The sequence below is a fragment of the Myxococcus xanthus genome (genome assembly GCF_013116825.1).
Taxonomy (GTDB): Bacteria; Myxococcota; Myxococcia; order Myxococcales; family Myxococcaceae; genus Myxococcus; species Myxococcus xanthus_B.
The window spans coordinates 1-23,209 of record NZ_JABFNS010000111.1 but is presented as its reverse complement, the minus strand read 5'-3'; the positions used below and the strand labels follow the sequence as shown (position 1 = coordinate 23,209).

General features: G+C 66.7%; 21 protein-coding genes and 1 pseudogene. 8 read left to right on the top strand and 14 right to left on the bottom strand.

Going from position 1 to position 23,209, the window contains the following annotated elements; translation table 11 throughout:
- Positions 1-3: 3 nt before the first annotated feature.
- Positions 4-1,569 carry an ABC transporter permease gene (locus HNV26_RS27220; RefSeq protein ID WP_171442202.1) on the bottom strand — a complete coding sequence of 522 codons (1,566 nt, stop codon included), beginning with the start codon at positions 1,567-1,569 and terminating at the stop codon, positions 4-6.
- Positions 1,569-2,552 carry an iron ABC transporter substrate-binding protein gene (locus tag HNV26_RS27215; RefSeq protein WP_171442203.1) on the bottom strand — a complete coding sequence of 328 codons (984 nt, stop codon included), beginning with the start codon at positions 2,550-2,552 and terminating at the stop codon, positions 1,569-1,571. The genes HNV26_RS27220 and HNV26_RS27215 overlap by 1 nt, the downstream gene beginning before the upstream one ends.
- A gap of 145 nt (positions 2,553-2,697) precedes the next feature.
- On the opposite strand from HNV26_RS27215, the gene HNV26_RS27210 reads away from it, so the two are divergent.
- The 4 genes from HNV26_RS27210 to HNV26_RS27195 are packed head-to-tail and all read left to right on the top strand — an operon-like array spanning position 2,698 to position 5,294.
- The gene (locus HNV26_RS27210; protein WP_171442204.1) at positions 2,698-3,315 is read left to right on the top strand and encodes a nuclear transport factor 2 family protein; all 618 of its coding nucleotides are present in this window, start codon (positions 2,698-2,700) and stop codon (positions 3,313-3,315) included.
- Between the two features lie 10 nt (positions 3,316-3,325).
- Positions 3,326-4,162: a PfkB family carbohydrate kinase gene (locus HNV26_RS27205; protein ID WP_171442205.1), complete on the top strand. Its 837-nt coding sequence runs from the start codon at positions 3,326-3,328 to the stop codon at positions 4,160-4,162.
- 47 nt (positions 4,163-4,209) lie between these two features.
- Positions 4,210-4,842, top strand: coding sequence for a hypothetical protein (locus tag HNV26_RS27200; RefSeq protein ID WP_216612756.1), 633 nt, complete (start codon positions 4,210-4,212; stop codon positions 4,840-4,842).
- 29 nt (positions 4,843-4,871) lie between these two features.
- Positions 4,872-5,294, top strand: coding sequence for a hypothetical protein (locus HNV26_RS27195; RefSeq protein ID WP_171442206.1), 423 nt, complete (start codon positions 4,872-4,874; stop codon positions 5,292-5,294).
- A 73-nt stretch (positions 5,295-5,367) separates the two neighbouring features.
- On the opposite strand, the gene gyrA is transcribed toward HNV26_RS27195, so the two are convergent.
- Entirely contained in the window at positions 5,368-8,196 is a 2,829-nt protein-coding gene (gyrA, locus tag HNV26_RS27190) for a DNA gyrase subunit A (protein WP_171442207.1), read from the bottom strand.
- Positions 8,197-8,364: 168 nt separating this feature from the next.
- Positions 8,365-9,144, bottom strand: a complete 780-nt coding sequence (locus tag HNV26_RS27185) for a tetratricopeptide repeat protein (RefSeq protein WP_171442208.1) — start codon at positions 9,142-9,144, stop codon at positions 8,365-8,367.
- A 167-nt stretch (positions 9,145-9,311) separates the two neighbouring features.
- Between HNV26_RS27185 and HNV26_RS27180 the strand changes: the two genes are divergently transcribed.
- Together HNV26_RS27180 and HNV26_RS27175 are read left to right on the top strand one after the other, a co-directional pair.
- Complete coding sequence (locus tag HNV26_RS27180) at positions 9,312-10,652, top strand: M24 family metallopeptidase (RefSeq protein ID WP_171442209.1); 1,341 nt, start codon at positions 9,312-9,314, stop codon at positions 10,650-10,652.
- Between the two features lie 73 nt (positions 10,653-10,725).
- A complete protein-coding gene (locus HNV26_RS27175; RefSeq protein ID WP_171442210.1) occupies positions 10,726-11,091 on the top strand; it encodes a response regulator in 366 nt (121 codons plus the stop codon).
- Positions 11,092-11,112: 21 nt separating this feature from the next.
- Here the strand turns inward: HNV26_RS27175 and HNV26_RS27170 are convergent, their stop codons facing one another.
- From HNV26_RS27170 to HNV26_RS27135, 8 genes are all read right to left on the bottom strand, one after another.
- Positions 11,113-12,597, bottom strand: a complete 1,485-nt coding sequence (locus tag HNV26_RS27170; protein WP_171442211.1) for a TIGR02996 domain-containing protein — start codon at positions 12,595-12,597, stop codon at positions 11,113-11,115.
- Between the two features lie 435 nt (positions 12,598-13,032).
- On the bottom strand, positions 13,033-13,416 hold the full coding sequence (locus HNV26_RS27165) for a DUF4150 domain-containing protein (RefSeq protein WP_171442212.1): 384 nt from the start codon (positions 13,414-13,416) through the stop codon (positions 13,033-13,035).
- A 9-nt stretch (positions 13,417-13,425) separates the two neighbouring features.
- Complete coding sequence (locus HNV26_RS27160) at positions 13,426-13,986, bottom strand: imm11 family protein (RefSeq protein ID WP_171442213.1); 561 nt, start codon at positions 13,984-13,986, stop codon at positions 13,426-13,428.
- A 24-nt stretch (positions 13,987-14,010) separates the two neighbouring features.
- Positions 14,011-15,024, bottom strand: a complete 1,014-nt coding sequence (locus tag HNV26_RS27155) for an AHH domain-containing protein (protein WP_171442214.1) — start codon at positions 15,022-15,024, stop codon at positions 14,011-14,013.
- A 3-nt stretch (positions 15,025-15,027) separates the two neighbouring features.
- The gene (locus HNV26_RS27150; RefSeq protein WP_253817093.1) at positions 15,028-16,089 is read right to left on the bottom strand and encodes a beta-ketoacyl synthase N-terminal-like domain-containing protein; all 1,062 of its coding nucleotides are present in this window, start codon (positions 16,087-16,089) and stop codon (positions 15,028-15,030) included.
- A 1-nt stretch (position 16,090) separates the two neighbouring features.
- Positions 16,091-17,116 (bottom strand): DUF2169 family type VI secretion system accessory protein, encoded by a 1,026-nt coding sequence (locus HNV26_RS27145; RefSeq protein ID WP_171442215.1) that lies wholly within the window; start codon positions 17,114-17,116, stop codon positions 16,091-16,093.
- Between the two features lie 9 nt (positions 17,117-17,125).
- Positions 17,126-18,418, bottom strand: coding sequence for a TIGR02270 family protein (locus HNV26_RS27140; protein WP_171442216.1), 1,293 nt, complete (start codon positions 18,416-18,418; stop codon positions 17,126-17,128).
- A gap of 10 nt (positions 18,419-18,428) precedes the next feature.
- Positions 18,429-18,962: a DUF6484 domain-containing protein gene (locus HNV26_RS27135; protein ID WP_171442217.1), complete on the bottom strand. Its 534-nt coding sequence runs from the start codon at positions 18,960-18,962 to the stop codon at positions 18,429-18,431.
- 492 nt (positions 18,963-19,454) lie between these two features.
- Here HNV26_RS27135 and HNV26_RS27130 point away from each other — a divergent pair, with 492 nt between their 5' ends.
- Complete coding sequence (locus HNV26_RS27130) at positions 19,455-19,928, top strand: imm11 family protein (RefSeq protein WP_171442218.1); 474 nt, start codon at positions 19,455-19,457, stop codon at positions 19,926-19,928.
- 88 nt (positions 19,929-20,016) lie between these two features.
- Here the strand turns inward: HNV26_RS27130 and HNV26_RS27125 are convergent, their stop codons facing one another.
- Together HNV26_RS27125 and ung are read right to left on the bottom strand one after the other, a co-directional pair.
- Positions 20,017-20,829 carry an acyl-CoA thioesterase gene (locus tag HNV26_RS27125; protein ID WP_141592458.1) on the bottom strand — a complete coding sequence of 271 codons (813 nt, stop codon included), beginning with the start codon at positions 20,827-20,829 and terminating at the stop codon, positions 20,017-20,019.
- A 68-nt stretch (positions 20,830-20,897) separates the two neighbouring features.
- Positions 20,898-21,575, bottom strand: coding sequence for a uracil-DNA glycosylase (ung, locus tag HNV26_RS27120; protein ID WP_171442219.1), 678 nt, complete (start codon positions 21,573-21,575; stop codon positions 20,898-20,900).
- A gap of 180 nt (positions 21,576-21,755) precedes the next feature.
- Here ung and HNV26_RS27115 point away from each other — a divergent pair.
- Positions 21,756-23,209: pseudogene (locus HNV26_RS27115) on the top strand (TadA family conjugal transfer-associated ATPase); the annotation flags it as partial.

Sequence of the window (23,209 nt, the reverse complement as noted above, 5' to 3'; positions counted from 1 at the left end):
GGCTTAACTCGGGGACGAACCGCCCTCTTGCGACACCAGCAGTCCCACACCCAGCGTGGAGACGGCCATCAGCACCAGCGCCGGCAGCGCGGCCTCGGCGAAGCGGCCCTCGGCCGTGGCGCCCCAGACGCGCGTGGCGAGCGTCTCGAAGCCGATGGGCGCCAGCAGCAACGTGGCGGGAAGCTCCTTCATCGCCGTGAGGAAGACGAGCGCCGCGCCCGCCAGCAGCCCGGGCCGTAGCAGCGGCGCCGTCACCCGGCGCAGCACGCCGGACGGAGGCTGGCCCAGCGACGCCGCGGCCTCCGGCAGGTGCGGGTTGAGTTGAAGCAACGACGCCCGCACCACGCCCACCGCCTGCGGCAGGAAGCGCACCACGTAGGCCAGCACCAGCATGACCAGAGTGCCGTAGAGGAAGGGCACCGCCTGTACGCCCAGGAAGACGAGCGACAGCGCCAGCACGATGGGCGGCAGCGCATAACCCGCGTAGGACACGCGCTCCAGCGCCACCGTGAGGCGGCTCGGGTAGCGCACCGCGAGGAAGGCCAGCGGCAACGCGCCCACCACCGCCGCCACCGCGCCCAGCATGGAGGCACTCACCGAGTTCCACGCGGGCCCCATCATCGGCCCCGAATCCACCGACAGCCCTTGCACGCCCCAATAGACGAGCACGCCCACCGGCAACCCCACGCCCACCGCCACCACCGCGCCGCACAAGAGCAGCGCCGGCACGCGCCAACGGCCCAGCAGTACGGGCGAGGAAGCCCGAGCGGCGCCCTTCGCGCTGCGGTGGTAGCCCGCACGGCCGCGCAGCCACAGCTCCAAGGCCAGCACGCCCACGGTCACGGACACCAGCGCCAGCCCGAGCAGCGCCGCGTAGCTGCGGTCATACGCGCCCTCGTACTGCACATAGATGGCGCGCGAGAAGGCGTCGTACTGCACCAACGCCACCGCGCCGAAGTCGGAGAGGACGTACAGCCCCACCAGCAGCGCGCCCGACGCGAAGGCGGGACGCAGCAGGGGCACGGTGATGCGGAAGAAGGCCCGGGCGGGCGTGAGTCCCAGGCTCCTCGCTCCCTCCAGCCACGCCGGGTCCTGGGACTGCAGCCCGGCGCGCAGCGCGAGGAAGAAGTACGGATACGTCGACACCGTCAGCGCCAGCAGCGCTCCGGGAAAGCCATACACGGGCGGCACTGGAAGGCCCCAGCGCGTCAGGGGTTCCTCCAGCGCGCCGCCCACGCCGAACGCCGCCAGCAGCACGTAGCCGCTGACGAACGTGGGCACCGCCAACGGCACACACAACAACACCGTCCACAGACGGCGCCCCGGCAGGTCCGTGCGCGCGGTGAGCCAAGCCAGCGGCAGCGACAGCAGCGCCGCGCAGCCCGTCACCGCCGCCGCGAGTCCCAACGTGCGGCCCAGCAAGCCCCACGTCTTGTCTCGCAGCAGCAGGCCCCATGCGTCCGCATCCGCTTCCGCGGCGCGCACGCACAGGTATATCGCGGGCACCAGCGCCAGCGCGGCCATGGCCACGCCAGCCACCCATAATCCCACCGGGGCACGACGAATCATCAGAGGACGCCAGTATCCTGGAGCAGCTTCACGGTGCCGCGCAGGTCATCCAGCTTGGACAGGTCCAGGTCGGGCGAGCCCACCTTGTCGAGCGGCGGCAGCCCCTCGGCCAGCTTCACGCCAGACACCAGCGGGAACTCGGACGTCTCCTGCGCGAAGTACGTCTGCGCCTCGGCGTCCAGCAGGTACGCGGCCAGCTTCTTCGCCGCGGCCGTGTTCTTCGAGCCCTTGAGGATGGCCACGCCCGCCACGTTCACCAGCGCGCCCGGGTCACCCGCCGCGACGAAGTAGTTGGCCACGGGCAGGTCCGCTTTGTTCTTCTTCGCGGAGTACAGGTAGTAGTGGTTCACGAAGCCCGCGTCGATTTCACCGCGCCCCAGCGCCTCGATGATGGCGGAGTTGTTCTTGTAGACGCGCGGCGCGTTCGCCTGGATGCCCTTGAGCCACTGCGTCGCGGCCTCGTCGCCCTTGAGCAGCCGCAGCGCGGTGACGAAGGACTGGAACGAGGCGTTGGTGGGCGCCCAGCCCAGGCGGCCCTTCCACTTCGCATCCGTGAAGCCGAGGATGCTCTTGGGCAGCGTGTCCGCCTTCACCTTCTTCGTGTTGTAGGCCACCACGCGCGCCCGGCCGCTGGTGCCCACCCACACACCCTGCGGCGAGCGGAAGCGCGCATCCACCTTGTCCAGCGTCTCCTTGGGCAGCACCTGAAGCTGACCCGCCTTCGCCAGCGCGCCGAGCGCCCCCGCGTCCTGCGCGAAGAACACGTCGGCGGGCGTCTTCGCCCCCTCCTCCAGCAACGTGGCGGCGAGCTGCGGCGTCTCGCCGTAGCGCACCTTCACCTCGACCCCCGTCTTCTCGGTGAACTTCTTGAGAAGCGGGCCCACGAGCTTCTCGTTGCGGCCGGAGTAGATGGTGAGCGTCTCCGCCGCGAGCGCGGGGGAGGCCAGGGTCAGGACCAGGGAGGCCAGGAGGAGTCGTACCATGAACCGGCACCCTAACGGACGGTCTCCCCCGCTTCCACCGATTGCGCGCGGGCGCCCGGTGAAGCGCGCAACAGGTGACGACAGCGCTCCTTCGCGGCCCGGAGTAGCCTCGTGGGCCGCAACCTCCCGCCACCGTGGAGACACCATGCCGCGCCCGCTCGTCGCCGCCGCCTGTGCCGCCGCCCTGCTCGCCGCGCCATCCGCCCTCGCGCAGGCGCCTGCGTCCCCGAAGCCACCCGTCTCCACGCCCAACCCGATGAAGGACGCCGCCGAGCGAACCCGGAGCGCGCTCCAGCTCGCACCCGCGCCCCGCCCGGAGGACGTGCGCTCCATCGATTCCCTCATCGCCGCGCTGTACGACGTCATCAGCGGCCCGGCGGGCCAGACCCGTGACTGGCAGCGCTTCCGCGCCCTCTTCCACCCGGGCGCGCAGATGATTCCCATCCGCCGGTCCAAGGACGGCAAGGGGCCCGCGGCCACGCCCTTCACGCCGGATGACTATGCCACCTCCGCCGCGGTGGCCTTCGACAAGCGGGGGTTCTTCGAGAAGGAGACCCGCCGGCAGACGTCTGGCTATGGCGACATGGTCCAGGTGCTGAGCGCTTATGAGACGCGTGAAACCACGGACGGGCCGGTGATGACCACGGGCGTCAACAGCTTGCAGCTCGTCTTCGATGGGCGGCGCTGGTGGATTCTCAACATCGCCTGGACGGACGACAAGGCCGCGGCGGTTCCCGTGCCGAAGGACTTCACCCGGAAGTAGAACGCGCGTCATGCGTGACGCGTCCCTGCTCGATGTGCTGGTGGTGGGGAGCTACTGCCACGACCTGCTCCGGCATGGCCCCGGGCGGGAAACACAGGCGCTCGGTGGGTCGGCGGCGTACATCGCGTCCGTCCTGGATGCGATGGGGCTGGAGTACGCGGTGGCCGCGGTGGCCGGCGAGGACTTCCGTTACGCGGACCAGGTCCGGCATCCGCCGCGCATCGTTCCGGGGACGCGCACCACGCAGTTCATCGCGGATTTCGAGGGAGAGGCACGGACGCTTCGCGTCAGCGCGAAGGCGGAGCCGATTCACCCTGTGGACATCACCGTGGACGCGCACGTGGCACTGGCGTGCGGGGTGGCAGGTGAGGTGCTGCCGGAGACGCTGCTCCGCGCCTCCGAGCGGGCGCGCCATGTGCTGGCGGATGCGCAGGGGTTGATTCGGGCGCTCGATGATGACGGACGGGTGCTCAATCTCCGCCTGGAGGACACGCCCTTCGCGGGGCTGCTGGAGCGGCTTCGGGTGCTGAAGGCCAGCGAGGAGGAAGCCCGGGCGATGGACATCGAGCGGGTGCGTCAGCGGACGTGCCTGGTGGTGACGCGTGGGGCGCGGGGCTGCACGGTGTTCACGGCGGATGCGCGCATCGACGTGCCCACGGTTGCGGTGGAGGAAGTGGATACCACGGGCGCGGGGGACTGCTTCCTCGCGGGCTTCACGCTCGGACTGCTGCGAGGCCTGCCGCTGGAGCGCTGCGCCGCGCTGGCGAACTGGTTCGGGGCGCAGGCGGTGACGCAGGTCGGTGTGCCGAAGCTGGATGTCAGCCGGCTTCCGGCGGAACTGCGCTGAGCTACCATCCTCCCGCGTTACGCTGACGAAGTGCCTCTGGGGGGACCATGAGGAACAGTCTACTCGTATTGCTTGTCCTGGCACTTGGATGCGGTGGCCAGTCGTATGTTCGGACAGGCACCGGGCATTACTTTGGCCGCAAGAATGGCGATGTATGGGTACGGGGCCCTTGGCCAGCGATTCACCCTTCTCGCGACATTGATGACGTCATCGACCAACTCTGCCCGGCCATCATGGAGATGGATGGCGCCCGGGCGAAGGATTTCGGCCAGGAATACTGCGGTGCCATCTACACGCTGCGGGATGGCATGCACTACGCCAGCTTTCCATCTCCACAGGGTCGGACGACGATTGTCTTCGAGGACAAACGAAAGAGCTGCCACGCCCCTCGATACGTCAATGACTCTCGGGGCTACGCCTCAATCCTCGCGGACTACCACAGCCATCCGTGGTTCCCCTCCCCCATGTCTCCCGAGGACAGGCTCGCGAAAAATCAGCGCTGGGTCATCCGCATCCAGTTCGACGCAGAGTGCCGGGTCATGAAGCTGATACCGCACATGGATGACCCTGGCCGCCCTGGCGAAGTGTACGTTCGACAAGGAAAGACCTGGAAGCTCATTGGTTTCATCACACCCGACGACAAGCCCTTCGGTTACATCACCCCCGTCGATGAAGCTTGAACTCCATGTTGCCGGAGTCAGGAGGGAACATGTCGCGCCGCCTGCTGCTCTGCCTCTGCCTCACGCTGCCCGCCTGTGGCCTCTTCCACCGGCCCCTGAAACCGGAGCGTGCGCCTGCGGATGAGGCGGCCCGGTTCACGTTCCCCATCGACCTCCCAGCCGATGGACGCATGCGGATTCCCGCAGACCTCGCCGCGGCAATCTCGCTGGCGATGGACGACTTCCGCCCGCGGGGTGTGAAGCCTCACCGAGGCGCCACACCCGACGAGGTGTGCCTGTATCAACGGGAGTCGTTTGACGTGACAGTAGCACCAGGGCCAGAGGGCGTGATCTTCGTCCGGTTCACCGTCAAGGACGGCGCCTGTGACAAAGACGGACCCGTCGCGGATATGGGCTCCACCTACGCCGTCGAGGTGGCGAAGCACCGAATCCTTGCGATTCAACGCCCGTGAGGCTCTGAGACAGTGCCCCACGGGTGACACAGGAGCGGGAGCCCGTGGGCCCCCGCTCCTCACTGCGAACAACTCAGCCCTGCGTGGGCTCCTCGCCACCCGGGGTGCCACCCTCCTCGGATGCCGGGGCCGACTCGACAGCGGCTTCCGCAGGCGCAGCGGCCTCAGCCGTGGAGTCCGCAGGCGCAGCGGCGTCAGTCGCCTCCGGAGCGCTGGCCTCCGCCGTGGGCACCGCGCCCTCGGCCGGCGCCACCGCCTCGCCGCTCTCCTCGGACTCGTCGCTCTCAGGCAGCTTGGAGATGGCCATGACCTTCTCCTGCTCGTTCTCCAGCGCAATCAGCCGCACGCCCTGCGTGTTGCGGCCGATGACGGAGATCTCCTTCACCCGCATGCGGATGAGCATGCCGCCGTTGGTGACGATCATCACCTCGTCCGACTCCTTCACCTGGAGCAGACCCACCACCTTGCCGTTCCGCTCGGTGGTCTTGATGTCGATGATGCCCTTGCCGCCACGGCCCTGCTGCCGGTACTCGGCCTCCTGCGTCCGCTTGCCGTAGCCGTTCTCCGTCACCGTGAGGATGGCCGCGTCCGTCTCCACCACGTCGGCGCCCACCACCTCGTCGCCGTCCTCCAGCGTGATTCCCTTCACGCCGTAGGCCTGGCGGCCCATGGAGCGGACCTCCGTCTCCGGGAAGCGGATGCTCATGCCCGACGCCGTCGACAACAGGATGTCCTTGCTGCCGTCGGTAATCATCACCGCCACCAGCTCGTCACCGTCGTCGATGCCCAGCGCGATGATGCCGCTGGAGCGGACGTTCTCGAACGCGCTCAGGTCCGTGCGCTTCACCACGCCCCGCTTCGTCACGAAGAAGACGTAGCGGTTCTCCGGGAAGTCACGCGTCACCAGCACCTGCGCCAGCCGCTCGCCCTCGCCGAACTGCACCAGGTTCACCATGGCCTTGCCGCGCGACGTGCGGCTGGCCTGCGGTACCTGGTGCACCTTCAGCGAGTACAGCTTGCCCTTCGTGGTGATGGGCATCAGGTACGCGTGCGTGCTGGCCACGAACAGCTTGCTGACGAAATCGTCTTCCTTCGTCGCAGCGCCCGTCTTCCCGCGCCCACCGCGCTTCTGCGCCCGGTACTCGGTCAGCGGCGAGCGCTTGATGTAGCCCGTGTGCGACAGCGTGACCACCATCGTCTCTTCGGCGATGAGGTCCTCGCTGGTCATCTCATCCACGGCGCCGGTGATTTCCGTGCGGCGCTTGTCGCCGTAGCGCTCGCGAATCTCCACGAGCTCCGTCTTGATGACGTTGAGCAGGCTGCGCTCGTTGGCCAGGATGTCCTGCAGCCGCGCGATGTCGCGCACCAGGCCGATGAGCTCGCGGAACAGCTCCTCGCGCTGCAGGCCGGTGAGCCGCTGCAGGCGCATCTCCAGGATGTTCTGCGCCTGGCCCTCGCTGAAGCCCGCGCCCTCGTACTTGTGCGCCAGACCCGCGTAGCTGGGCTCCTCGTTGCGCGCGCGCGAGACGAGCAACTCCATCTGCGCCTTCGCCTTGTCGTAGTCGATGCGCTGGAGGGTCGCGAAGCGCTCGTGCTCGTACAGCGCGGGCGACAGGATGTTCATCAGGCCCCAGCGCGCCTCGTCCGGGTCCCTGGACGCGCGGATGAGGCTGACCACCAGGTCGATGAGGTCCTGCGCGACGAGCAGACCTTCGACGATGTGCATGCGCGCCAGCGCCTTGCGAAGCTCGTAGCGCGTGCGGCGCGTCACCACGTCCCGGCGGTGCGCGATGAACCGGTCCAGCATCTCCTTCAGGTTGAGCGTGCGCGGCTGGCCGCCGTCGATGGCCAACATCACCGCGCCGAAGGTCGTCTCCAGCGACGTCATCGCGTACAGGTTGTTGAGCACCACCTGCGCAATCGCATCGCGCTTGAGCTCGATGACGATGCGCATGCCCTGGCGGTCGCTCTCGTCGCGGATGTCGCTGATGCCCTCCAGCTTCTTCTCGCGCACCAGCTCGGCGATCTTCTCGATGAGCCGCGCCTTGTTCACCTGGTACGGAATCTCCGAGAAGATGATGGCCTCGCGGTCACCCCGCTTGGAGGTCTCGATGTCCGAGCGCGCCCGGATGGTGACCTGGCCGCGGCCCGTCTCGTAGGCGCGGACGATGCCCTCGCGCCCGGTGATGATGGCGCCGGTGGGGAAGTCCGGACCGGTGATGAACTCCATCAGGTCCCGGACCGTGCAGCCCGGGTTGTCGATGAGGTGCAGCGTGCCGCTGATGACCTCGGTCATGTTGTGCGGCGGGATGTTGGTGGTCATGCCCACCGCGATGCCGCTGCTGCCGTTGACCAGGAGGTTGGGGAACTTCGACGGGAGGACGAGCGGCTCTTCCAGCGAGTCGTCGTAGTTGGGACCGAAGTCCACCGTCTCCTTGTCGATGTCCGCCAGCAGGTCCTCCGCCAGCCGCTCCATGCGCACTTCCGTGTAACGCATGGCCGCTGGCGAGTCGCCGTCCACCGAGCCGAAGTTGCCCTGGCCGTCCACCAGCAGGTAGCGAAGGCTCCACTCCTGCGCCAGGCGCACCATGGCGTCGTACACCGACGAGTCACCGTGCGGGTGGTACTTACCGATGACGTCACCCACCACGCGGGCGGACTTCTTGTAGGCCCGGTTGTGGAGGTTGCCCAGGTCATTCATCGCGTACAGCACGCGGCGATGCACGGGCTTGAGTCCGTCACGTACGTCGGGCAGCGCGCGCCCCACGATGACGGACATGGAGTAGTCGAGATACGAACGGCGCATCTCGTCTTCGATGTTGACGGGAATGAGCTCTCCAGCGCTGTCCGGGGGGGGAGGCGCGGAGGGCGATGCCGGCTTGTCAGTCGTGTCGTCAGCCATGAGCTCTGGAAGTCTGCGGAGGGGCCCGCGAATCGGGGCCGCCATCCAGTGAGTGAGCGTTCGTAACCCCTGGATTTCCCTGCGTCAACAGGGGAAACAAGGGGCTCTCGCCTCGAACGGCGGGATGCCGGAAAGAGACTCTTTTTTGAACGCTTGAGCGGGCCTTTTTCAGCCCTGCGGACGCAGGGGAGCAGCCAGGCGCTCGGCTTCGGTTCCCACCGGTCCTTCCGGGTCCCTTTCCTTTGCTTTTTCGAACGCGGCCAGGGCCCCTTCCCGGTCGCCCTTCAGCTTCAAGGCCACGCCCACGTTGAGGTGCGCGGAGGGAAAGTCACGGTCCATGGCCACGGCTTCCCGGAAGAGCACCAGCGCCTGGTCCACGTCGCCCGACAGCAAGGCCTCCTTGCCGGCCTGGACGCGCTTCTCCGCGTCATTCACGAGCTCCACCTGGAACACGCTGCCGCCCACCACGTTGGCGACAAGCACGCGCAGGATGCCGCCCCAGTAGAACGTGAGCCCCTCCGCGGCCACCACGGCGGCCAGCGGCAGGTCCGGAAGCAGCTGCTTGCCCCGGAACTTGAAGCGCACCCGCGTGTAGCGGCCCTTGTTGGCCCAGTGGACCATCTCCCCCTGGAGCTTGCGCAGCCCTTCTTCCATGCGCTTGGGGTCGATTTCGAAGGGCAACACGCGGCCCGCGGTCTCGCCGGCCGGGAGCGCCTTGGGGCCCGGGCGCCCTGGGGTGGGTTCGTCGGAGAGCACGGGCTCGGCTTCCAGTATGGGGGGCCGAGGAGCTTCGACGGCGGGCTCGGACACCGGCGCGCTGGCGCGACGGGGCGCGGCGCGGGTCCTCGAGGCGGCCTTCTTCGGGGCAGCGGCCTTCTTCGCCTTCGCCTTCGACGCGGCGGGCTTCTTCGCCTTCGACGGACGCTTCTGGGACGTGCTCTTGGCCATGGGAACACTTTAAACGAGCCACGGCGACAACGCTTGCATGGTGCCGCCCGATGGAGGGCTTCGCACGGCTCTTCGCACGCACGCCACACGACTTCACGCCGCGCGCGTCCCTTCCCACCGGGCGCTCGGGGATGATGGCGCTCCTTCCCGAAAGGACCGCTCCCCGCATGACTCGCGTCCGGCACGCCCTGCTCTCCGCCCTGCTCCTCGCCGCCCCCATCGCCAGCGCCGCGCCCGCCGACCCCATCGCGTCCCAGGACGCCTGGCCCCGCATCCGCAAGGGGCGCATCCAGAAGCTGCTGCCCCAGGCCATGGCCCGCGCCAACGTGGACGCGTGGGTGGTCATCTGCCGGGAGAACGACAACGACCCGCTGGCCATCCACGTCGGCTGTGAGAACGCCGGAGGCACCGCCGCCTTCCTGTTCCTCAAGCAGGACGCGGCCGTGCGCGGCGTGGCCCTGTCACCGGAAGGCGAGGCCACCGCGCTCCGCGACGTGGCCCCGCTCGATGAGGTGGTGCCGCTGCCGCGCGGAACGAATCTCTACGCGCAGGTGGCCTCGCGGCTGGCGGCGGCGAAGCCGAAGCGCATCGCCGTCAATTCGTCCACGTCGGTGGCGGTGGCGGATGGCCTGTCCGCCACGCAGCGCGCCGCGCTGGAGAAGGCCCTGACGCCCGCGCTGCGCAAGAAGCTGGTGTCCTCCGAGGACCTCGTCTCCGAGTGGCTCTCCGTGAAGCTGCCCGAGGAGGTGGACATCCTCCGCAAGGCCGCCGCGCTGACGTCCCAGATGGAGATAGAGGCCTACCGCGCGGTCGTGCCGGGCAAGACGCGCGACGTGGATGTGGCCCGCTTCCTCCGCCAGCGCATGGTGGAGCTGGGCGTGGGCGACGCCTGGGCGCCGGACCAGAACCCCAACGTCCAGAGCGGCCCCACGCGCGGACACTCCCACGCCACCGAGCGCGTCATCCAGCCGGGTGACTTCATCCAGACGGACTTCGGCATCCGCGTGGGCGGCATGTGGGTGACGGACATCCAGCGCTTCGCCTACGTGCTGGCGCCGGGCGAGACGCAGCCGCCCAAGGAGGCCCTGGAGAAGTGGGAGAAGGGCAAGAAAGGCAGCCGGATTGCATTGGCCACCCTGAAACCCGGCGTGCGCGGCTGGGACGTGGACAAGGCCCAGCGTGACTGGATGCGCGAGGCCGGCTCGGCGCCCGTCATGTGGGGAACGGGGCACCCGGTGGGCTACTGGGCGCATGACGTGGGCCCGGCGCTCTCCGGCGCGCAGCAGGGCAAGCCCGCGGCGGGACAGGCGGCGCGCATCGTCCGGCCCGGGCAGGTCTTCGCCTTCGACGGGTTCTTCGCGTGGCCGGACGGCGGCGAGGGCGAGCAGCGCATCATCGCCGTGGAGGAGATGGCCGTCGTCACCGAAACGAGTGCGGAATACCTCATCCCACCCCAGGAGGATTTGGTGCTCATCCCCTCCCCGGGTCCTTCCCGCCCCGTGCCGTGAGACATGTCTCACATGACAAGCTCGTGGGAGAAGGTTGAGTAGAGTGCGCTGAACCGCTTGAGGAGAGGGCCCGATGCAGAACGTGTTGGTGATTGACGACGACGCCTTCGTGCTCTCGGTGGTGAGGGACATCCTCCAGAGCGCGGGCTACGGGGTCGTGACGGTGCAGTCACCCGCCGAGGCGTTCAACCTGGACCTGTCCAGCGTCTCCGCCATCCTCTGCGACTACAACATGCCGGACATGAACGGCTCCGACGTGCTCACCGTGATGCGTGAGATGAAGGACTGCCAGGTGCCGTTCATCTTCCTCACCGGACACGAGGAGCTGGATGACCTCGTGTCCGTGGCCATCCGCTACGGCGCGGAGCTGCTGCCCAAGCCCATCCAGCCTGTGGAGCTGGTGCGGTTGCTCGTCAAACAGCTCGCCTCCGCGGCCTGAGCAGAGCGCGCCGGGCCTGACTCACGCCCATTCCACGCGTTCGTAGGCGGCGGCCGCGTTCTGCAGGAACTGCCGCTCCCCGGCGTCCAGCTCCGTCCGGGACGCGATACGCAGCCCCCGGGAGCCAAACCCCACTGCGGCACGGATGGCCGCCGCGAGTTGGCCGAAGTGCTCCCTCTCCAGCAGCGCCAACGACACCGTCACCGGTTCCAACGGCGTTGCCCGCAGGGTCCATTTGCGGAGCACGGACAAGGTGAAGCGCTCCAGGCGCCGGGCGATGGGCGAGTTCGCGCACAGCTCCACGTCGCGAAGGTCCCCGTTAGGGATGTCCACCCACGTCAAGCGCGGCAGTCCACTCAGCGCGGTGAATATCTCCGGTGCCTCGACGGCGAGCCGCCCCTGGAGTTCCAGCCTCTGCACGCCCAGTCCATGCGCGCCCAGCCGCCGGGCGATGGCGGCCCGCGTCCGGCGCAGGTGATGGAGGGCATGCACATGCGGGTGCGCAAGCCAGGCCGCGGCCTCGGGAGGCCCCGACCATTTCCAGTCAATCTCCCGCACCGTCCCCCAGGCGGGGCCGGGCAGCGGTGACAACGGATAGAGCAACTCGGACCGGCGCTCGACGTTCATCCGGACCGCCACCGGGAACCCCCGCTCGAAGCGGGTGTCCTCTGTCGCCACGAGCGGCCCCAGCGACACCTGCCACGCCTCCGAGTACTTCCCCAGCAGTTCGCGAATACGGGCCTTGTCGGGCTGGGACGCGTACTGGAGCATGATGAACTCGCCGCGTGCGTCGCCCTGCTCCAACAGGTGGTCCGCGAGCACCAGCCGCGCGTTGTCATCATCCGGGTGCGAGTAGACACGCGCCAGCAGGGCCTCGCGAATGGGCGCGCTGCGCGCCTCTGACTTCGCCCGGGAGATACGGGCCTCCTCTAGCGCCGCACACAAGGCCAGGGCCTCCGCATCCACCGGAGACACTTCCTGCCGCGTGATGAGGTCGATGATGCCCGCGAATTGCTGGACGTGGCGGTCCGCCATGCCCCGGCGTTTGCTCAGCCTGCGGAGGGACTCGAGGGAGCGAGGGTCCCGCAGGTACACGAGGAGCGCGACAAGCTGGTCGAGCACCTTCCAGTTGGCGGAGATGTTCATCCGGGTCATGGACTCCAGCGCGAAGGTGAGCCGAGGGTCCGCCGGCCAGTTGAGGAAGGCCTCCATCTGACGGCACAGCGGGTCCACGAGCCCCGCGGAAGCGGTCTCCTCGAAGCCCGCGAGCATCCTCGGCAGGTCGCTGGGCCGGTGAGACTGCATTTCGGGCGCGAAGGGACGGCAGGAGAGCGGCGGCATCCCGGCGATGAGCCGGTCCGACAGCGCGTTCACCAGCGTGACGATGAGCTCCGAACGCGACTCGCGCCATGCCTCCAGCAGACTGCGCAGGGCCTCCTCTTCATCGCGCTGCTCGAACGCCGCGAGCGCCTGCTCCAACAGACCGTGCAGACTGCTCTCCGGCATCTTGCGCCCCTCTTCACATCGTCACGGTGGAGAGTCTCGGCCGAACGCACGCCCTACCCAGCACCGTCACAACTGGCGACCAACTCCAGGGGCCATCCTTCAGCACAGGCGGCAGCAAACACGCCATGCACCGAGCTCCTCAACAGGCGCGAACGAAGATGCGGCAAGAGAAGGACATACACATAACCCACGCCACCCCAGGGGCGACCACGCGTCCATCTAACGGCAATTTCTTTCGGCCCTGCGTCCCCCGGCCAAGGACACTCGCGTACACCCAAGGTCCGATCACCGCGTTCGTCCACACCTTGAGGGGAATCACACGAAGTAAGCGCTTGCCGTGAATATGGTTGACGCGCACCTGCTCGCGGCTGGCGCTCGCGCTCCATGCGGAGGCATGCACCTTTGCGCCATCAGCAAGCCTTGCGTCCACACGCATCACCCCATGATGTTCTTCTTGTTATGGAAGAGCGGGTCTCCCAGGCGACACACGTTCTTGCCCTCGAACTTCACGTCGAAGGAATACATCATGAACTCCGCCGGGCCCTTTGTGGAGCTGCTCATGACACCGCCACCCGCCGTGCCAGCTTCGTCACCCGTGCTGGTTTTGTATTGAGCCCCCTTCACCATGGGCATCTTCCCGTTGACGGTGACACTCTTCGGCCCCTTTGACGCGTCGGAAGATTTCCCCATGTTGGGGTAGGGCAAAGGTACCGGTCCGCCTGGGCTGGGCGTTTTGCACACATCGGGGAAGACGATGCTCTGCCCACCACCGTCCTCCGTGGAGATTCCGCGCCCGTTTGCGAAGACCTTCGTTCCCATGGCTTTTCCTCAGTATGCTGACGGGTCGTCCAGCGACACCACCCTCACGCCCACTACCTTCGCGTCGGAAACGGCCTGCTTCACGGTCTCCGAAACGAGGATCATCTGCACCGCTTCCGCCAAGCGGAACATGGGCAGCCCCATCGTCTTTGACTCGTCGATGACCAACTTCTCAAACTCCATCAACGGCGGCGAGTGACCGGGAACGGCGACGGACTTCGTCAGGTCCGCGCAACTCACTCGGCCGATGATGTTGACGGCCTTGAAGTGCGTGTACGTCTTGTTCCGAACCTCGTCGACCACCTCGGTCTCGTACAGGTCCAGGTTGCTCACACCTGCAGCCTGGAGCACCTCTACCAGTCGAGCGGAGAAAATGGGCAGCCCCGCGAGCAGGTCCGGCATTACCGGACCGCTGCGCTTGTCCAAGGGGATGCGGATGGGTTGAGGCACTGGCTTGGGATAGCGCACTCCCATTGTCCAGGGAACACCCGTGACCGGCGTCTTGCCAGTCGCAACCATCTCAAAACCTTGCGCGGAAAAATCCACCTTCCAGTCCATGCGGTAATACATATGCCAGCGTCTCTCCACGATCGCTCAACCCTTGGCGGAACGTCTTTCTTTCACAGAGCCACTTCGGCTGCCCTTGGGAGCCTTGCGCCGATAACCATCTTTAAACTGCCGTTCAATGAGCATCTTCTTCACACAACGCTCCCGGCCCGTTTGAATCTCCCGGGTGTAGGCATTCGCGAACGGCGACACCCAGGACTTCCACCTCTCCGGATGTCCCGTGATTCGCTGGCGGAAGCGTTGGGAGGCAGCATTGATGCGATGCACGAGCGCATAGGGCGGATAGCGCTTGCCATCACCATCCTTCGAGCGCTCGCAGACAATGTCGAAGTTGGCCATCAGGTCGCTGAGTTGATCACATGCCTCCTTGGTCTCCGTGTCGTAGCTCAGAGTGGAGCCACCACCATACGTTGCGCTGTGGTCGGTGAAGTGCACCTGCAGCCACGTCTCAGCCATGATGAGATACGTGATACTCTGCTTGGAGGTAGGACTCAGCCCCTCCCAAGTCTGCCCATAATACTGGGCCATAGGCCTCTTCTGCGTCTCTCGCACACCGTCCTTCTCGACTTCGTAGGAGATTTCTCGAGTCCAATAAATCTCCGGGAGATGTGGCAGGAAGATGCCATTGTTTGCGCAATCGATGCTGTATCCAATGTCCTCCTTGATCATCCCCTCCTTGGCACATGTCCACTGGTCCAAGGTCGACTCGGACATGGATGCCTTGCCAGGAATGATGTGATGTGGCGCGGCGCCCATTCTGACGGCCATCTCCTCGAGCACGCCGTCATTCGCCAGCCACCCAATCGTGAGGTCACCACCACCCGGCAATGGGTAAATGGGGCCTACTTTGTTGTCGCGGGTGATGAGGACGTCGGTGCCGGTCCAGAGATTCCTCTCAAGCTCGTCTTCGTCCTTGAGGAGGCCATGCTTGGTCTTGTAGCCCTTAAGCTCTCTCGGCGACTCCGCGCAGAAGGTGCAGTTCGCCGGGTGGCCGTCATCCGCCCCGGACCCAACTGCCGCGCCCTCACCCAACTCAGACATTCTTCACCCCTCCGGTGCCTCTTGATGAAGAAGCGCTGCGCCACGAGCCTCATGGTCCGAGGAACACCAAACCAGGACAGGGCCCTGACAATACCCCTTTCGCAACTCCAGCGCAGCCACGCCCACCATCAGAGGTCCGTATGCGGCGCCCGGATCCCCCACATTCTCCGCCGGATGCTTGATCTCATAGGATTCAACGAAGCATTCCCGCGAGCGAAGAAACGCCACACCCCATTCCTTCGCCCAGAAACGTTCCCCATTGAAGCCCGCATACACACACCGCACGGATGACAGCCCTGCAGGTACGGACGCGAATAACAATCGGCAGGCCTCCGCCAACCCTTCACCCAAGTAGGGCTCCTTGCTGTACCGATGCCCTGGCTCAATCCCCGTTGCAGTCGCCACGATGCGAGCCAACGGGCGTCGACTGAGCCGCTTTCCCGAACCTGCTCGGCCAAGCAACAAGAACACTCCCCCCTCGCCGGGAATCAGTCCGTCCACAGGACCGTGCTGGCGAATCCTGCCTTCCCCTTCCAGAGCCGCCAGCGTCATCGGGTCTAATAGGCTGTCCACGCCCCCCACCAGCACTGCCGGCACCCGTCCCTCGTCCAACAACCGCACCGCTGCGTCAAGCGCGAGCAGTCCAGCGGCGCGTCCTTTGGGGAAGCAGCGACTTCGCTCCATGTCCAGGGCAAGACCAGAGGCGTGGCTCAGTGCTTTCAGGAAGGGAACTGGTTCGTGCTTTCCGGCGGAACCTCCCTCGGGCAACCCCAGCATGAGTGGCACGGGACGATCCAACCCCTCCGCCGCTTCCTTCAACGCGGGAAGCGCCAACCGCAGCATGCGCTGCTCACGGACAGCCAACCCTCGGGCTGCTGGCAGTCCCGGCACCGGGAGGTACTCTTCAGGAATGAATGCACCGATATAGGGGCGGAAACGTAAGTCCAGAAGCGGAGTCTCCCGTGTCCGGATAATGCCAGCCCGGATGGCGGCCGCCGTCGACGGCGCGGTCACCCCCACGGGCGTCATCATTCCCACCCCAAGAAGCTCCGCTCCCGCGCTCATCTTACGTCTCCACGCCGTCGAGCGACGCCAGCTGCAAGCGCACTTCCTCTACCCTCAATGTCTGCTTGTCGCACCCCACCGCGCCGCGCCACGTCATGCACACGCGTCCGACGCTCGGCTCCAAGAGAACTGTCTCCAGCCGGAGATGCGGGCGCTCAGGGACTCCAGCGATCTTCACCGTCACGCCCAGCTCACAGCGGGGCAACGCAAAGCGCTGCGCGCCCTCCGGCGACACGTTGATGAGTTCGACCAGTTCGCCCCCCTTCAACCCCTCCGGAGCACACAGTCCTGGCGGCGCCACTTGAAAAAACTCAGCCCGGAAGTCGTAGGGCAGGTAGGGCGCGCGCCGGCTCCGCCACGCGTCATCATAGGTGCCAGCATATGATTTCCGAGGCTCCCAAGATGGTGCTATGGGCCCCACCCCAACCGGCACTGGCGTGTCCGAAATGGAACCAATGGGATGCCATGGGTCTTCCACATTGGGCAACGCGAGTCCCACCATCTCTCTCCCTCCGCGCTTGCCCCGGAAACCCTGCCCCACCGGGTTGGTAGTCAACCCTACCACCCGTCCCTTTTCCATCTCATGAACACCACCGTAGGCCCGCTCCCAAACAAGCGGCATCTTGATGAACGGCGCGGGAGAGGAAATGCCTGGAGACAACACCCCGCCCCTCCACTTTCTGTCGCCGAAGACCTTGAGCACCCGCTTCACCGGCCCCACTCGCACGAGGACCGGGCAGGAATCCACCGGCTTGCCTCCAGGCGCGTGCGCCTCCGCTTCTACCAGTACGTCTGTCCCTGGCTTCAACAGGTGGGCTTCGCTCGCAGTCCGGAGGCTCGACTGTCCAGGCTCGCCCCGGTACGTATCCGCGACAGCCACGGGCTGTTGGCTCTCCGCAATGAACAGCCGTCCCCCCCGAAGGGTGAACGTTGCCTTAACCACCACATAGAGCGTGTCCACCCCTCGTGCATCAGGGAACAGGAACATGCCTGGTGAGAACGGCGTCTCATTGCGAAGCTGGAGCATTTCTCCCTCTCAGCGGCCGGCGCCCCACGCAGGCAGGCGCTCTCGTACAGCGGCGGCCAGAAGCAGCTCTTCCCGCTGCCGCCAACTGAATGCTTGAACCTGGACCGTGCATGCCCCTCTCGTACGCAGCACCAACTCCAATGCATGCATCTGTCGCCGTCGCATGGGCCCGTGCTCCAGCGCATCCAACAGCGCCGAGCCGATGAACTCCCTCCCATCCAAGTACCGCGCGTCTGCATGGAAGGCCGTCTGCCCCGTCGCCCACCAACGACCAATTTCCTCTGCAGCAGGGAGTGGCAGCCCATCTTCCGCACGGAGGCTCAGGTCCGCGTCGAGGGACTCCTCTTCCAGGGGGGGCAGGGCATCTTCGGGTTCCGGCTCCGCGAGAGCATAGGCCCCCTCCAATCGGAGTCCCGTGATGGCACTGAATGCTTCTCCCGCGAGTCGTGCCACGCGCGGCGTCCCCTCCATCCATCGCAGGCACGACTCCGCAGCTGGAATCCGCCCACTGAAGCCCAAGGCCCAGAGTGCATCCTCACGAGACGATTCCGACTCAGCCGACGCAAGGAGTCGCGCAAGGAAGCGTGTATCGCCCGCAGCGGCGAGGAGGCCCCACGCGGTTCGCCGCGGCGCGCCCTGTGCGGAGATGGCATCCTGCTCGCAAGCAGCCCATGCGTCTCGTAGACCGAAAAGCAGTCCGGCCATGATGGCAGCCCACCGGACCGTTGGACGCGAGTCGACCAACAGTCTTCCCAACTCCTTGGGAGCATGATGCTTCGGAGAGGGCCTGAGCGCGCGTAGAGCCGCTGCGACCACCACGCCGTCCGGATGCCCCAAGAGTTGTGATGCCCGATCGACAGAGATGCGCCCGTGGAAGCCCAGGGCGTTCAGAGCCAACGACAGCGGGATCGACTCTGCCGTGTTGAGCCAGGGAGCCAGGGCCGGCACCACCACCGCGGCCTCCCCCAACTCCAGGGCACGCGTCATCGCGAACTGGACCGCGAACGGTGCATCAGAGGCCCGCGCCTTCATCGCCTCCAGGACGAGGGAAGGCGCCAACGCAAGGAGCGCCCACGCCGCCGAGAACGTCTCACCGGGGTCTTCGCTCTCTTGCACTTTGGGCGCTAGAAACGCGGTGGCGGAGGTGCCTGCTGTCACGAGCCCATCCAGGTGCGCGAGCAGTCGCGCTTCCAACTCAGCAGCCTCATCGAGCGTATAGTTGGCCGCGACGTTCGCACGCTCCCACTGGGCCCATAAAAAAGCCGCCTCGGAGAGGTGTTCCTCCAATACGTCGAGCATCATCGTGGAAATCTCAGTTTACCTGGACCGAACCACCCTTGATGCGATTGACCCCCGAGGAGTTCGTCTCTACGTAAACGCCTCGAATGATAACCTTGCCATTACGGCGAAGCGTGATGCTGGCTTCACCGCAACGCAACACGATTTCGTCCTCCCCTTCGATGGAGACTCGTTGTCCGTCCACGAAAGCCTCGGTGGATTCCGGAGCCGATTCGCGCTCGGCGCCCGTTCTCTCCAGCACGGCGTCAAGCAAGGGCGTAGAACTGGGTGCTCGCTCCAAGCCAACGACCAATGGGAAGCGGGGATTTCCGTCCTCGAAGAGGAGGACGGCACACTGCCGAGCAGCCACAGCGGCATGCACCATCTCTGGGGTCAGCTCGAGCGTCCGCCTAGCCGGCAGCGGCCCCTCTGTGTTGCCGCCGAAATCAACCAGCAAGCGACCCGCAGCATCCATCCCAGTGAGCCACCCCAATCGGGTCCCCCAAACACGCTCGCGCGGAGCCTCTCCAGACTCTCCTTCAGGGGGCTTTCCCATCGTCACGCTCATGACGGCGTCCTTGTCCCAAACTCCAACGAAGCCCACTGCAGATTCCTGCCACCGACAACTGGTGGAATCCCCCGAATGTGGCCTATTGGAGCAAAGATGCCGCTCAATGACAAGCGCCCTGGCACACACACTACCATGCGGGGCAGCCGACTCCACACATCGGCGGCAGCAACAGCAGAACGCCACCCTGAGCCCGAACAAGCTCAGGCCCCACATGTCGGCCACCCCAATTCCCTTTCAGCAAGAGAATCGCCTCTCAAAACCATCACACCCAAAGAAAATCGACGACTGCCTCGGCAATGCATTCATTGAAATGACAATGAATGCAAGACCATCTGTACCCACCAGCAAGGGCAGCATCACTCGAAAGCACCAATGGCGCATGAATTGCTCACGGAGGAGCCCGAAGTGTATTACCGGCTGAGCAATGACCTGTACTCCTCGAACTTCGCCGGACTTTCGTCAACGCCGAGGACGGGAGTGCCTTGGACCATGGGGGTGCGCAGCAAGGCACACGTGGAGGAGCCGATTCAGTGCGAACTGCATCCAGAGAGCGCAGACCCGCCGCCGGACCTCATCCTCACCCTCCCCATCTTCTCCACCCGCCTCATCGAGGTACTCAAGAGCGTGGGAGTGAAGAACATGGACCTGTACCAGGTGGCGTTGAAGCACCCGGGGCTGGGCAAAACGTACACCGACTACCGGGCCGTCAACATCATCGGCCGGATTGCCTGCGCGGACCTGACGCAGTCCCAATACCTGCCAGGCCCCGAGCCTCCGCTGATGAAGTTCGACAAGCTCGTACTCGACGAGACGAAGACGATGGGCGTGCCCATGTTCCGGCTGGCGGAGTCAACGATGTGGATCCTCGTCTCGGAGAAGGTGAAACAGGCGGTGGAGACGGCAGGGCTCCGAGGGGTACGACTCCTGTCCTTGGGCGGCGCTGTCAGCACCGAGGGGGATTGAGGTGGGAACCAAGGTCTATGCCAATGGCCGGGAGTCCACCGAGGACTGCGGCGGGCAGACGTAGCGGGCGTCTGGAACGCGCCCGCGCTCAGCCCAACACCGCCACCAACTGGCGGCATTGCGCCAGCAGCTCGCCTTCCTGGGTCCACAGCTGCTGGAAGTCCTCCGAGTACCCCTCCGCCGCCTGCCGTGAGCGCCCCGTGCGCAGGAAGTGGGCGTCCTCGCGCAGGCCCGGGCGCGGCAGGTCGTGGAAGAAGTGCACGGTGAAGTCCACGCTGGCCGCCGCATGGAAACCATCCACGCGCGAGAGCACCGACGGCGGATAGGCGTCCATCAACCCCACGCACAGCGGCGCGTCCAGCACCATGGGCTCACGTGGGCGAAGCCAACCGCCCGTCTCCGCCACGTCCGCACCGGAGTACGGCGCCGAGCCCACGCAGAAGCGGTACTCGAAGAAGCTGCAGAAAGTAGGCATGGGCACGTCGTCCGGCACCACGGGGACGTCTTCCGGCGGCGGCACCACCGGGCGCTTCACGTCGAAGTACTCCGTCGCGCCGCCGCGCGAGGTGCCGAACGTGGCGGTGGCCACACACAGCACACCCGCGGCGCTCTCGATGCGCGCCGTCGCGTGCGTGACGAGCCGCCCCGTCCTTTCGATGCGCGTCTGGATTTCCGCCTCTCCCTCCACCGCGGGCGCGCAGAAGTGCACGGTGAGCGTGCGCACGGGACGGCCCGGCTGCTGGGCCTGCGCCAGGGTGTGCTCCAACGCGCGCAGCGTCGCCCCCGCGACGATGCCGCCATAGGCGCCCTTGCCCTGGTACCAGGGCGCGGTGAACCGGATGCCGTAGCGGTTGGGAGAGAGCGGCTCGGGGGTGGTGGCGGCGAGGAAGGCAGCGGTCATGTCGCGCCGCAGCGTATCAACGCGGACCCGGTGTGTCCGGCCCGAGTCTCACGGGGCTCGCCGCCTCTTCAGGCGGGCAGGCGCCAGTCGATGGGCGGACGTCCGTGGGACTCCAGCGCCTCATTCACGGCGCTGAAGGGACGGCTGCCGAAGAAGCCATTGCTGGCCGACAGCGGCGAGGGGTGTGTGCCCTCGATGACGACGTGCCGCTTCGAGTCGATGAGCTTCTTCTTCTTCTGCGCGTAGCGGCCCCACAGCAGGAACACCACCGGGTCGTCCTTGGCGCTCACCGCGCGGATGACGGCGTCCGTGAAGTCCTCCCAGCCGTGCCCCGCGTGGCTGTTGGGCTTCGCCTGCCGCACCGTCAGCACCGCGTTGAGCAGCAGCACACCCTGCCGGGCCCACGGAATCAGCGAGCCGTCCTTCGGGCGGGGCACGCCCACGTCGCTCTCCAGCTCCTTGAACATGTTCACCAGCGAGGGCGGCGGCGGCACCCCCGGCTTCACCGAGAAGGCCAGCCCATGCGCCTGTCCCGGCCCGTGGTAGGGGTCCTGGCCCAGCAGCAACACCCGCACGTCTTCATAGGGCGTGAGCCGGAAGGCGGAGAAGAGGTCCTCCTCCGACGGGAAGACGGTGGCCTCCCGCCGCTCCGCTTCGACGAAGCGCTCCAGCTCCTGAAACGACGGCGACGCCAGCGCCGCGCGCAGTTCCTGCTTCCAGTCTTCCGGCAGCCCTTCCGCGAGCACTCACGCCTCCCGTTTCCAGCGGCGGCGGCATTGAAACACCAGCCTTCGGGAGCGCCCACTGCTTTTCCGCCCGACCGCGCGGGAAACCGGCGGTGGGCGGCCCCTGCCCCAAAAAGCAGCCGGGCAGGCGGGGCGGGTTCTTGGGCCCTGGGGCCAGAGCGCGCTAGCCTGGGTGGCGCCATGACGATGTACACCGAGTCACTCCGCGCGTTCCTCAAGCCCGTCCTGCCCTACATGGATGACGAGGCCGTGTCGGAAATCATGATCAACGGCCCGACCGACATCTGGATTGAGCGCAAGGGCCGGCTCACGAAAGTGGATGCATCGTTCACCGACGAAGGCCTGCTCGGCGCCGCGCGCAACATGGCCCAGTTCGTCGGCCGCATGCTCAACGAAGAGCGCCCCCGCCTGGACGCGCGCCTTCCGGATGGCAGCCGCATCCACGTGGTGATTCCGCCCATCGCGCGCAAGGGCACCACCATCTCCATCCGCAAGTTCTTCAAGGAGAAGCTGACGGTCCAATCCTTGATGAAGTTCGGGTCGCTCACGCCGCAGATGGCGCGCCTCATCGAGGCGGGCATCGCCACCAAGCTCAACATGCTGGTGGCCGGCGGCACGGGCTCCGGCAAGACGACGCTGCTCAACATCGTGTCGTCGCTCATCCCGGATGAGGAGCGCATCCTCACCATCGAGGACTCGGCCGAGCTCCAGCTCAACCAGTCCCACGTCGTGCCCTTCGAGAGCCGGCCGCCCGACAAGTTCGGCAAGGGCGCGGTGGACATGGGGGATTTGCTCCACTCCGCGCTGCGTCTGCGCCCCGACCGCATCGTCGTCGGTGAGGTGCGCGGCGGCGAGGCCTTCCACCTCATGCAGGCCATGAACACCGGCCACGGCGGCTCGCTGGCCACCACGCACGCCAACACGCCCACGGACACGCTGCGCCGCATCGAGTCGCTGTGCCTCATGTCCGGCGTGGACCTGCCCATGGTGGCAGTGCGCGCCCAGGTGGCCAGCGCCATCAACTTCATCATCTGCTGCGAGCGCCTCCACGACGGCAGCCGCAAGACGATTGCCCTGTCGGAGGTGCTGCCCCTCAACGAGAAGGGCGACTACCGGACCCAGGACATCTTCGTCTTCACGCCCGTCACCAAGGACGAGGACGACCACATCCTGGGCTACCACGCGCCCACCGGCATCATCCCCAACTTCGTCAGCAAGGCGCGCGCGTACGGCTTCCACGACCTGGACGAGTCCTTCTTCGACCCGGCCACCTACGGCCTGCCGCCGCCGCCCACCTTCCACGCGGGTGAGTCGTACACCGTGCGCTGGGCCCCGTCGCTCAAGCACCGCGAGGAGGGACGTCCGGACCCCGCCCACTTCAAGCAGGAGTGGGCCGCCTTCGAGCAGCGCCTCAAGCAGGACGCCCGCGACGCGAAGGCCGGCAAGGCCGCCGCCGCGCCGCCGCGCCGCCGCGCCCGCCGCCCGCCATGGACGACGACGCGACGCCGCCGCCCACGCGCAACCCCTTCGCGGAGGCCCCCGAGGAGACGCGCACCGCCATCCCCACCGAGGCCAAGGTCGAGGTCTCCGAGGACCTGCTCGCGGACGATGACGGCCCCAGCACGGTCCCCCCG

What these genes read in the sequence shown, in the direction of transcription:
- HNV26_RS27150 (WP_253817093.1), bottom strand. Translation starts at nt 16,089, where the DNA reads ATGAGCGCGGGAGCGGAGCTTCTTGGGGTGGGAATGATGACGCCCGTG.
- HNV26_RS27195 (WP_171442206.1), top strand. Translation starts at nt 4,872, where the DNA reads ATGTCGCGCCGCCTGCTGCTCTGCCTCTGCCTCACGCTGCCCGCCTGT.
- HNV26_RS27205 (WP_171442205.1), top strand. Translation starts at nt 3,326, where the DNA reads ATGCGTGACGCGTCCCTGCTCGATGTGCTGGTGGTGGGGAGCTACTGC.
- HNV26_RS27155 (WP_171442214.1), bottom strand. Translation starts at nt 15,024, where the DNA reads ATGTCTGAGTTGGGTGAGGGCGCGGCAGTTGGGTCCGGGGCGGATGAC.
- HNV26_RS27185 (WP_171442208.1), bottom strand. Translation starts at nt 9,144, where the DNA reads ATGGCCAAGAGCACGTCCCAGAAGCGTCCGTCGAAGGCGAAGAAGCCC.
- HNV26_RS27145 (WP_171442215.1), bottom strand. Translation starts at nt 17,116, where the DNA reads ATGCTCCAGCTTCGCAATGAGACGCCGTTCTCACCAGGCATGTTCCTG.
- HNV26_RS27160 (WP_171442213.1), bottom strand. Translation starts at nt 13,986, where the DNA reads ATGTATTACCGCATGGACTGGAAGGTGGATTTTTCCGCGCAAGGTTTT.
- HNV26_RS27135 (WP_171442217.1), bottom strand. Translation starts at nt 18,962, where the DNA reads ATGAGCGTGACGATGGGAAAGCCCCCTGAAGGAGAGTCTGGAGAGGCT.
- gyrA (WP_171442207.1), bottom strand. Translation starts at nt 8,196, where the DNA reads ATGGCTGACGACACGACTGACAAGCCGGCATCGCCCTCCGCGCCTCCC.
- HNV26_RS27200 (WP_216612756.1), top strand. Translation starts at nt 4,210, where the DNA reads ATGAGGAACAGTCTACTCGTATTGCTTGTCCTGGCACTTGGATGCGGT.
- HNV26_RS27220 (WP_171442202.1), bottom strand. Translation starts at nt 1,569, where the DNA reads ATGATTCGTCGTGCCCCGGTGGGATTATGGGTGGCTGGCGTGGCCATG.
- HNV26_RS27130 (WP_171442218.1), top strand. Translation starts at nt 19,455, where the DNA reads ATGGGGGTGCGCAGCAAGGCACACGTGGAGGAGCCGATTCAGTGCGAA.
- HNV26_RS27170 (WP_171442211.1), bottom strand. Translation starts at nt 12,597, where the DNA reads ATGCCGGAGAGCAGTCTGCACGGTCTGTTGGAGCAGGCGCTCGCGGCG.
- HNV26_RS27140 (WP_171442216.1), bottom strand. Translation starts at nt 18,418, where the DNA reads ATGATGCTCGACGTATTGGAGGAACACCTCTCCGAGGCGGCTTTTTTA.
- HNV26_RS27125 (WP_141592458.1), bottom strand. Translation starts at nt 20,829, where the DNA reads ATGACCGCTGCCTTCCTCGCCGCCACCACCCCCGAGCCGCTCTCTCCC.
- HNV26_RS27165 (WP_171442212.1), bottom strand. Translation starts at nt 13,416, where the DNA reads ATGGGAACGAAGGTCTTCGCAAACGGGCGCGGAATCTCCACGGAGGAC.
- HNV26_RS27180 (WP_171442209.1), top strand. Translation starts at nt 9,312, where the DNA reads ATGACTCGCGTCCGGCACGCCCTGCTCTCCGCCCTGCTCCTCGCCGCC.
- HNV26_RS27175 (WP_171442210.1), top strand. Translation starts at nt 10,726, where the DNA reads ATGCAGAACGTGTTGGTGATTGACGACGACGCCTTCGTGCTCTCGGTG.
- HNV26_RS27215 (WP_171442203.1), bottom strand. Translation starts at nt 2,552, where the DNA reads ATGGTACGACTCCTCCTGGCCTCCCTGGTCCTGACCCTGGCCTCCCCC.
- HNV26_RS27210 (WP_171442204.1), top strand. Translation starts at nt 2,698, where the DNA reads ATGCCGCGCCCGCTCGTCGCCGCCGCCTGTGCCGCCGCCCTGCTCGCC.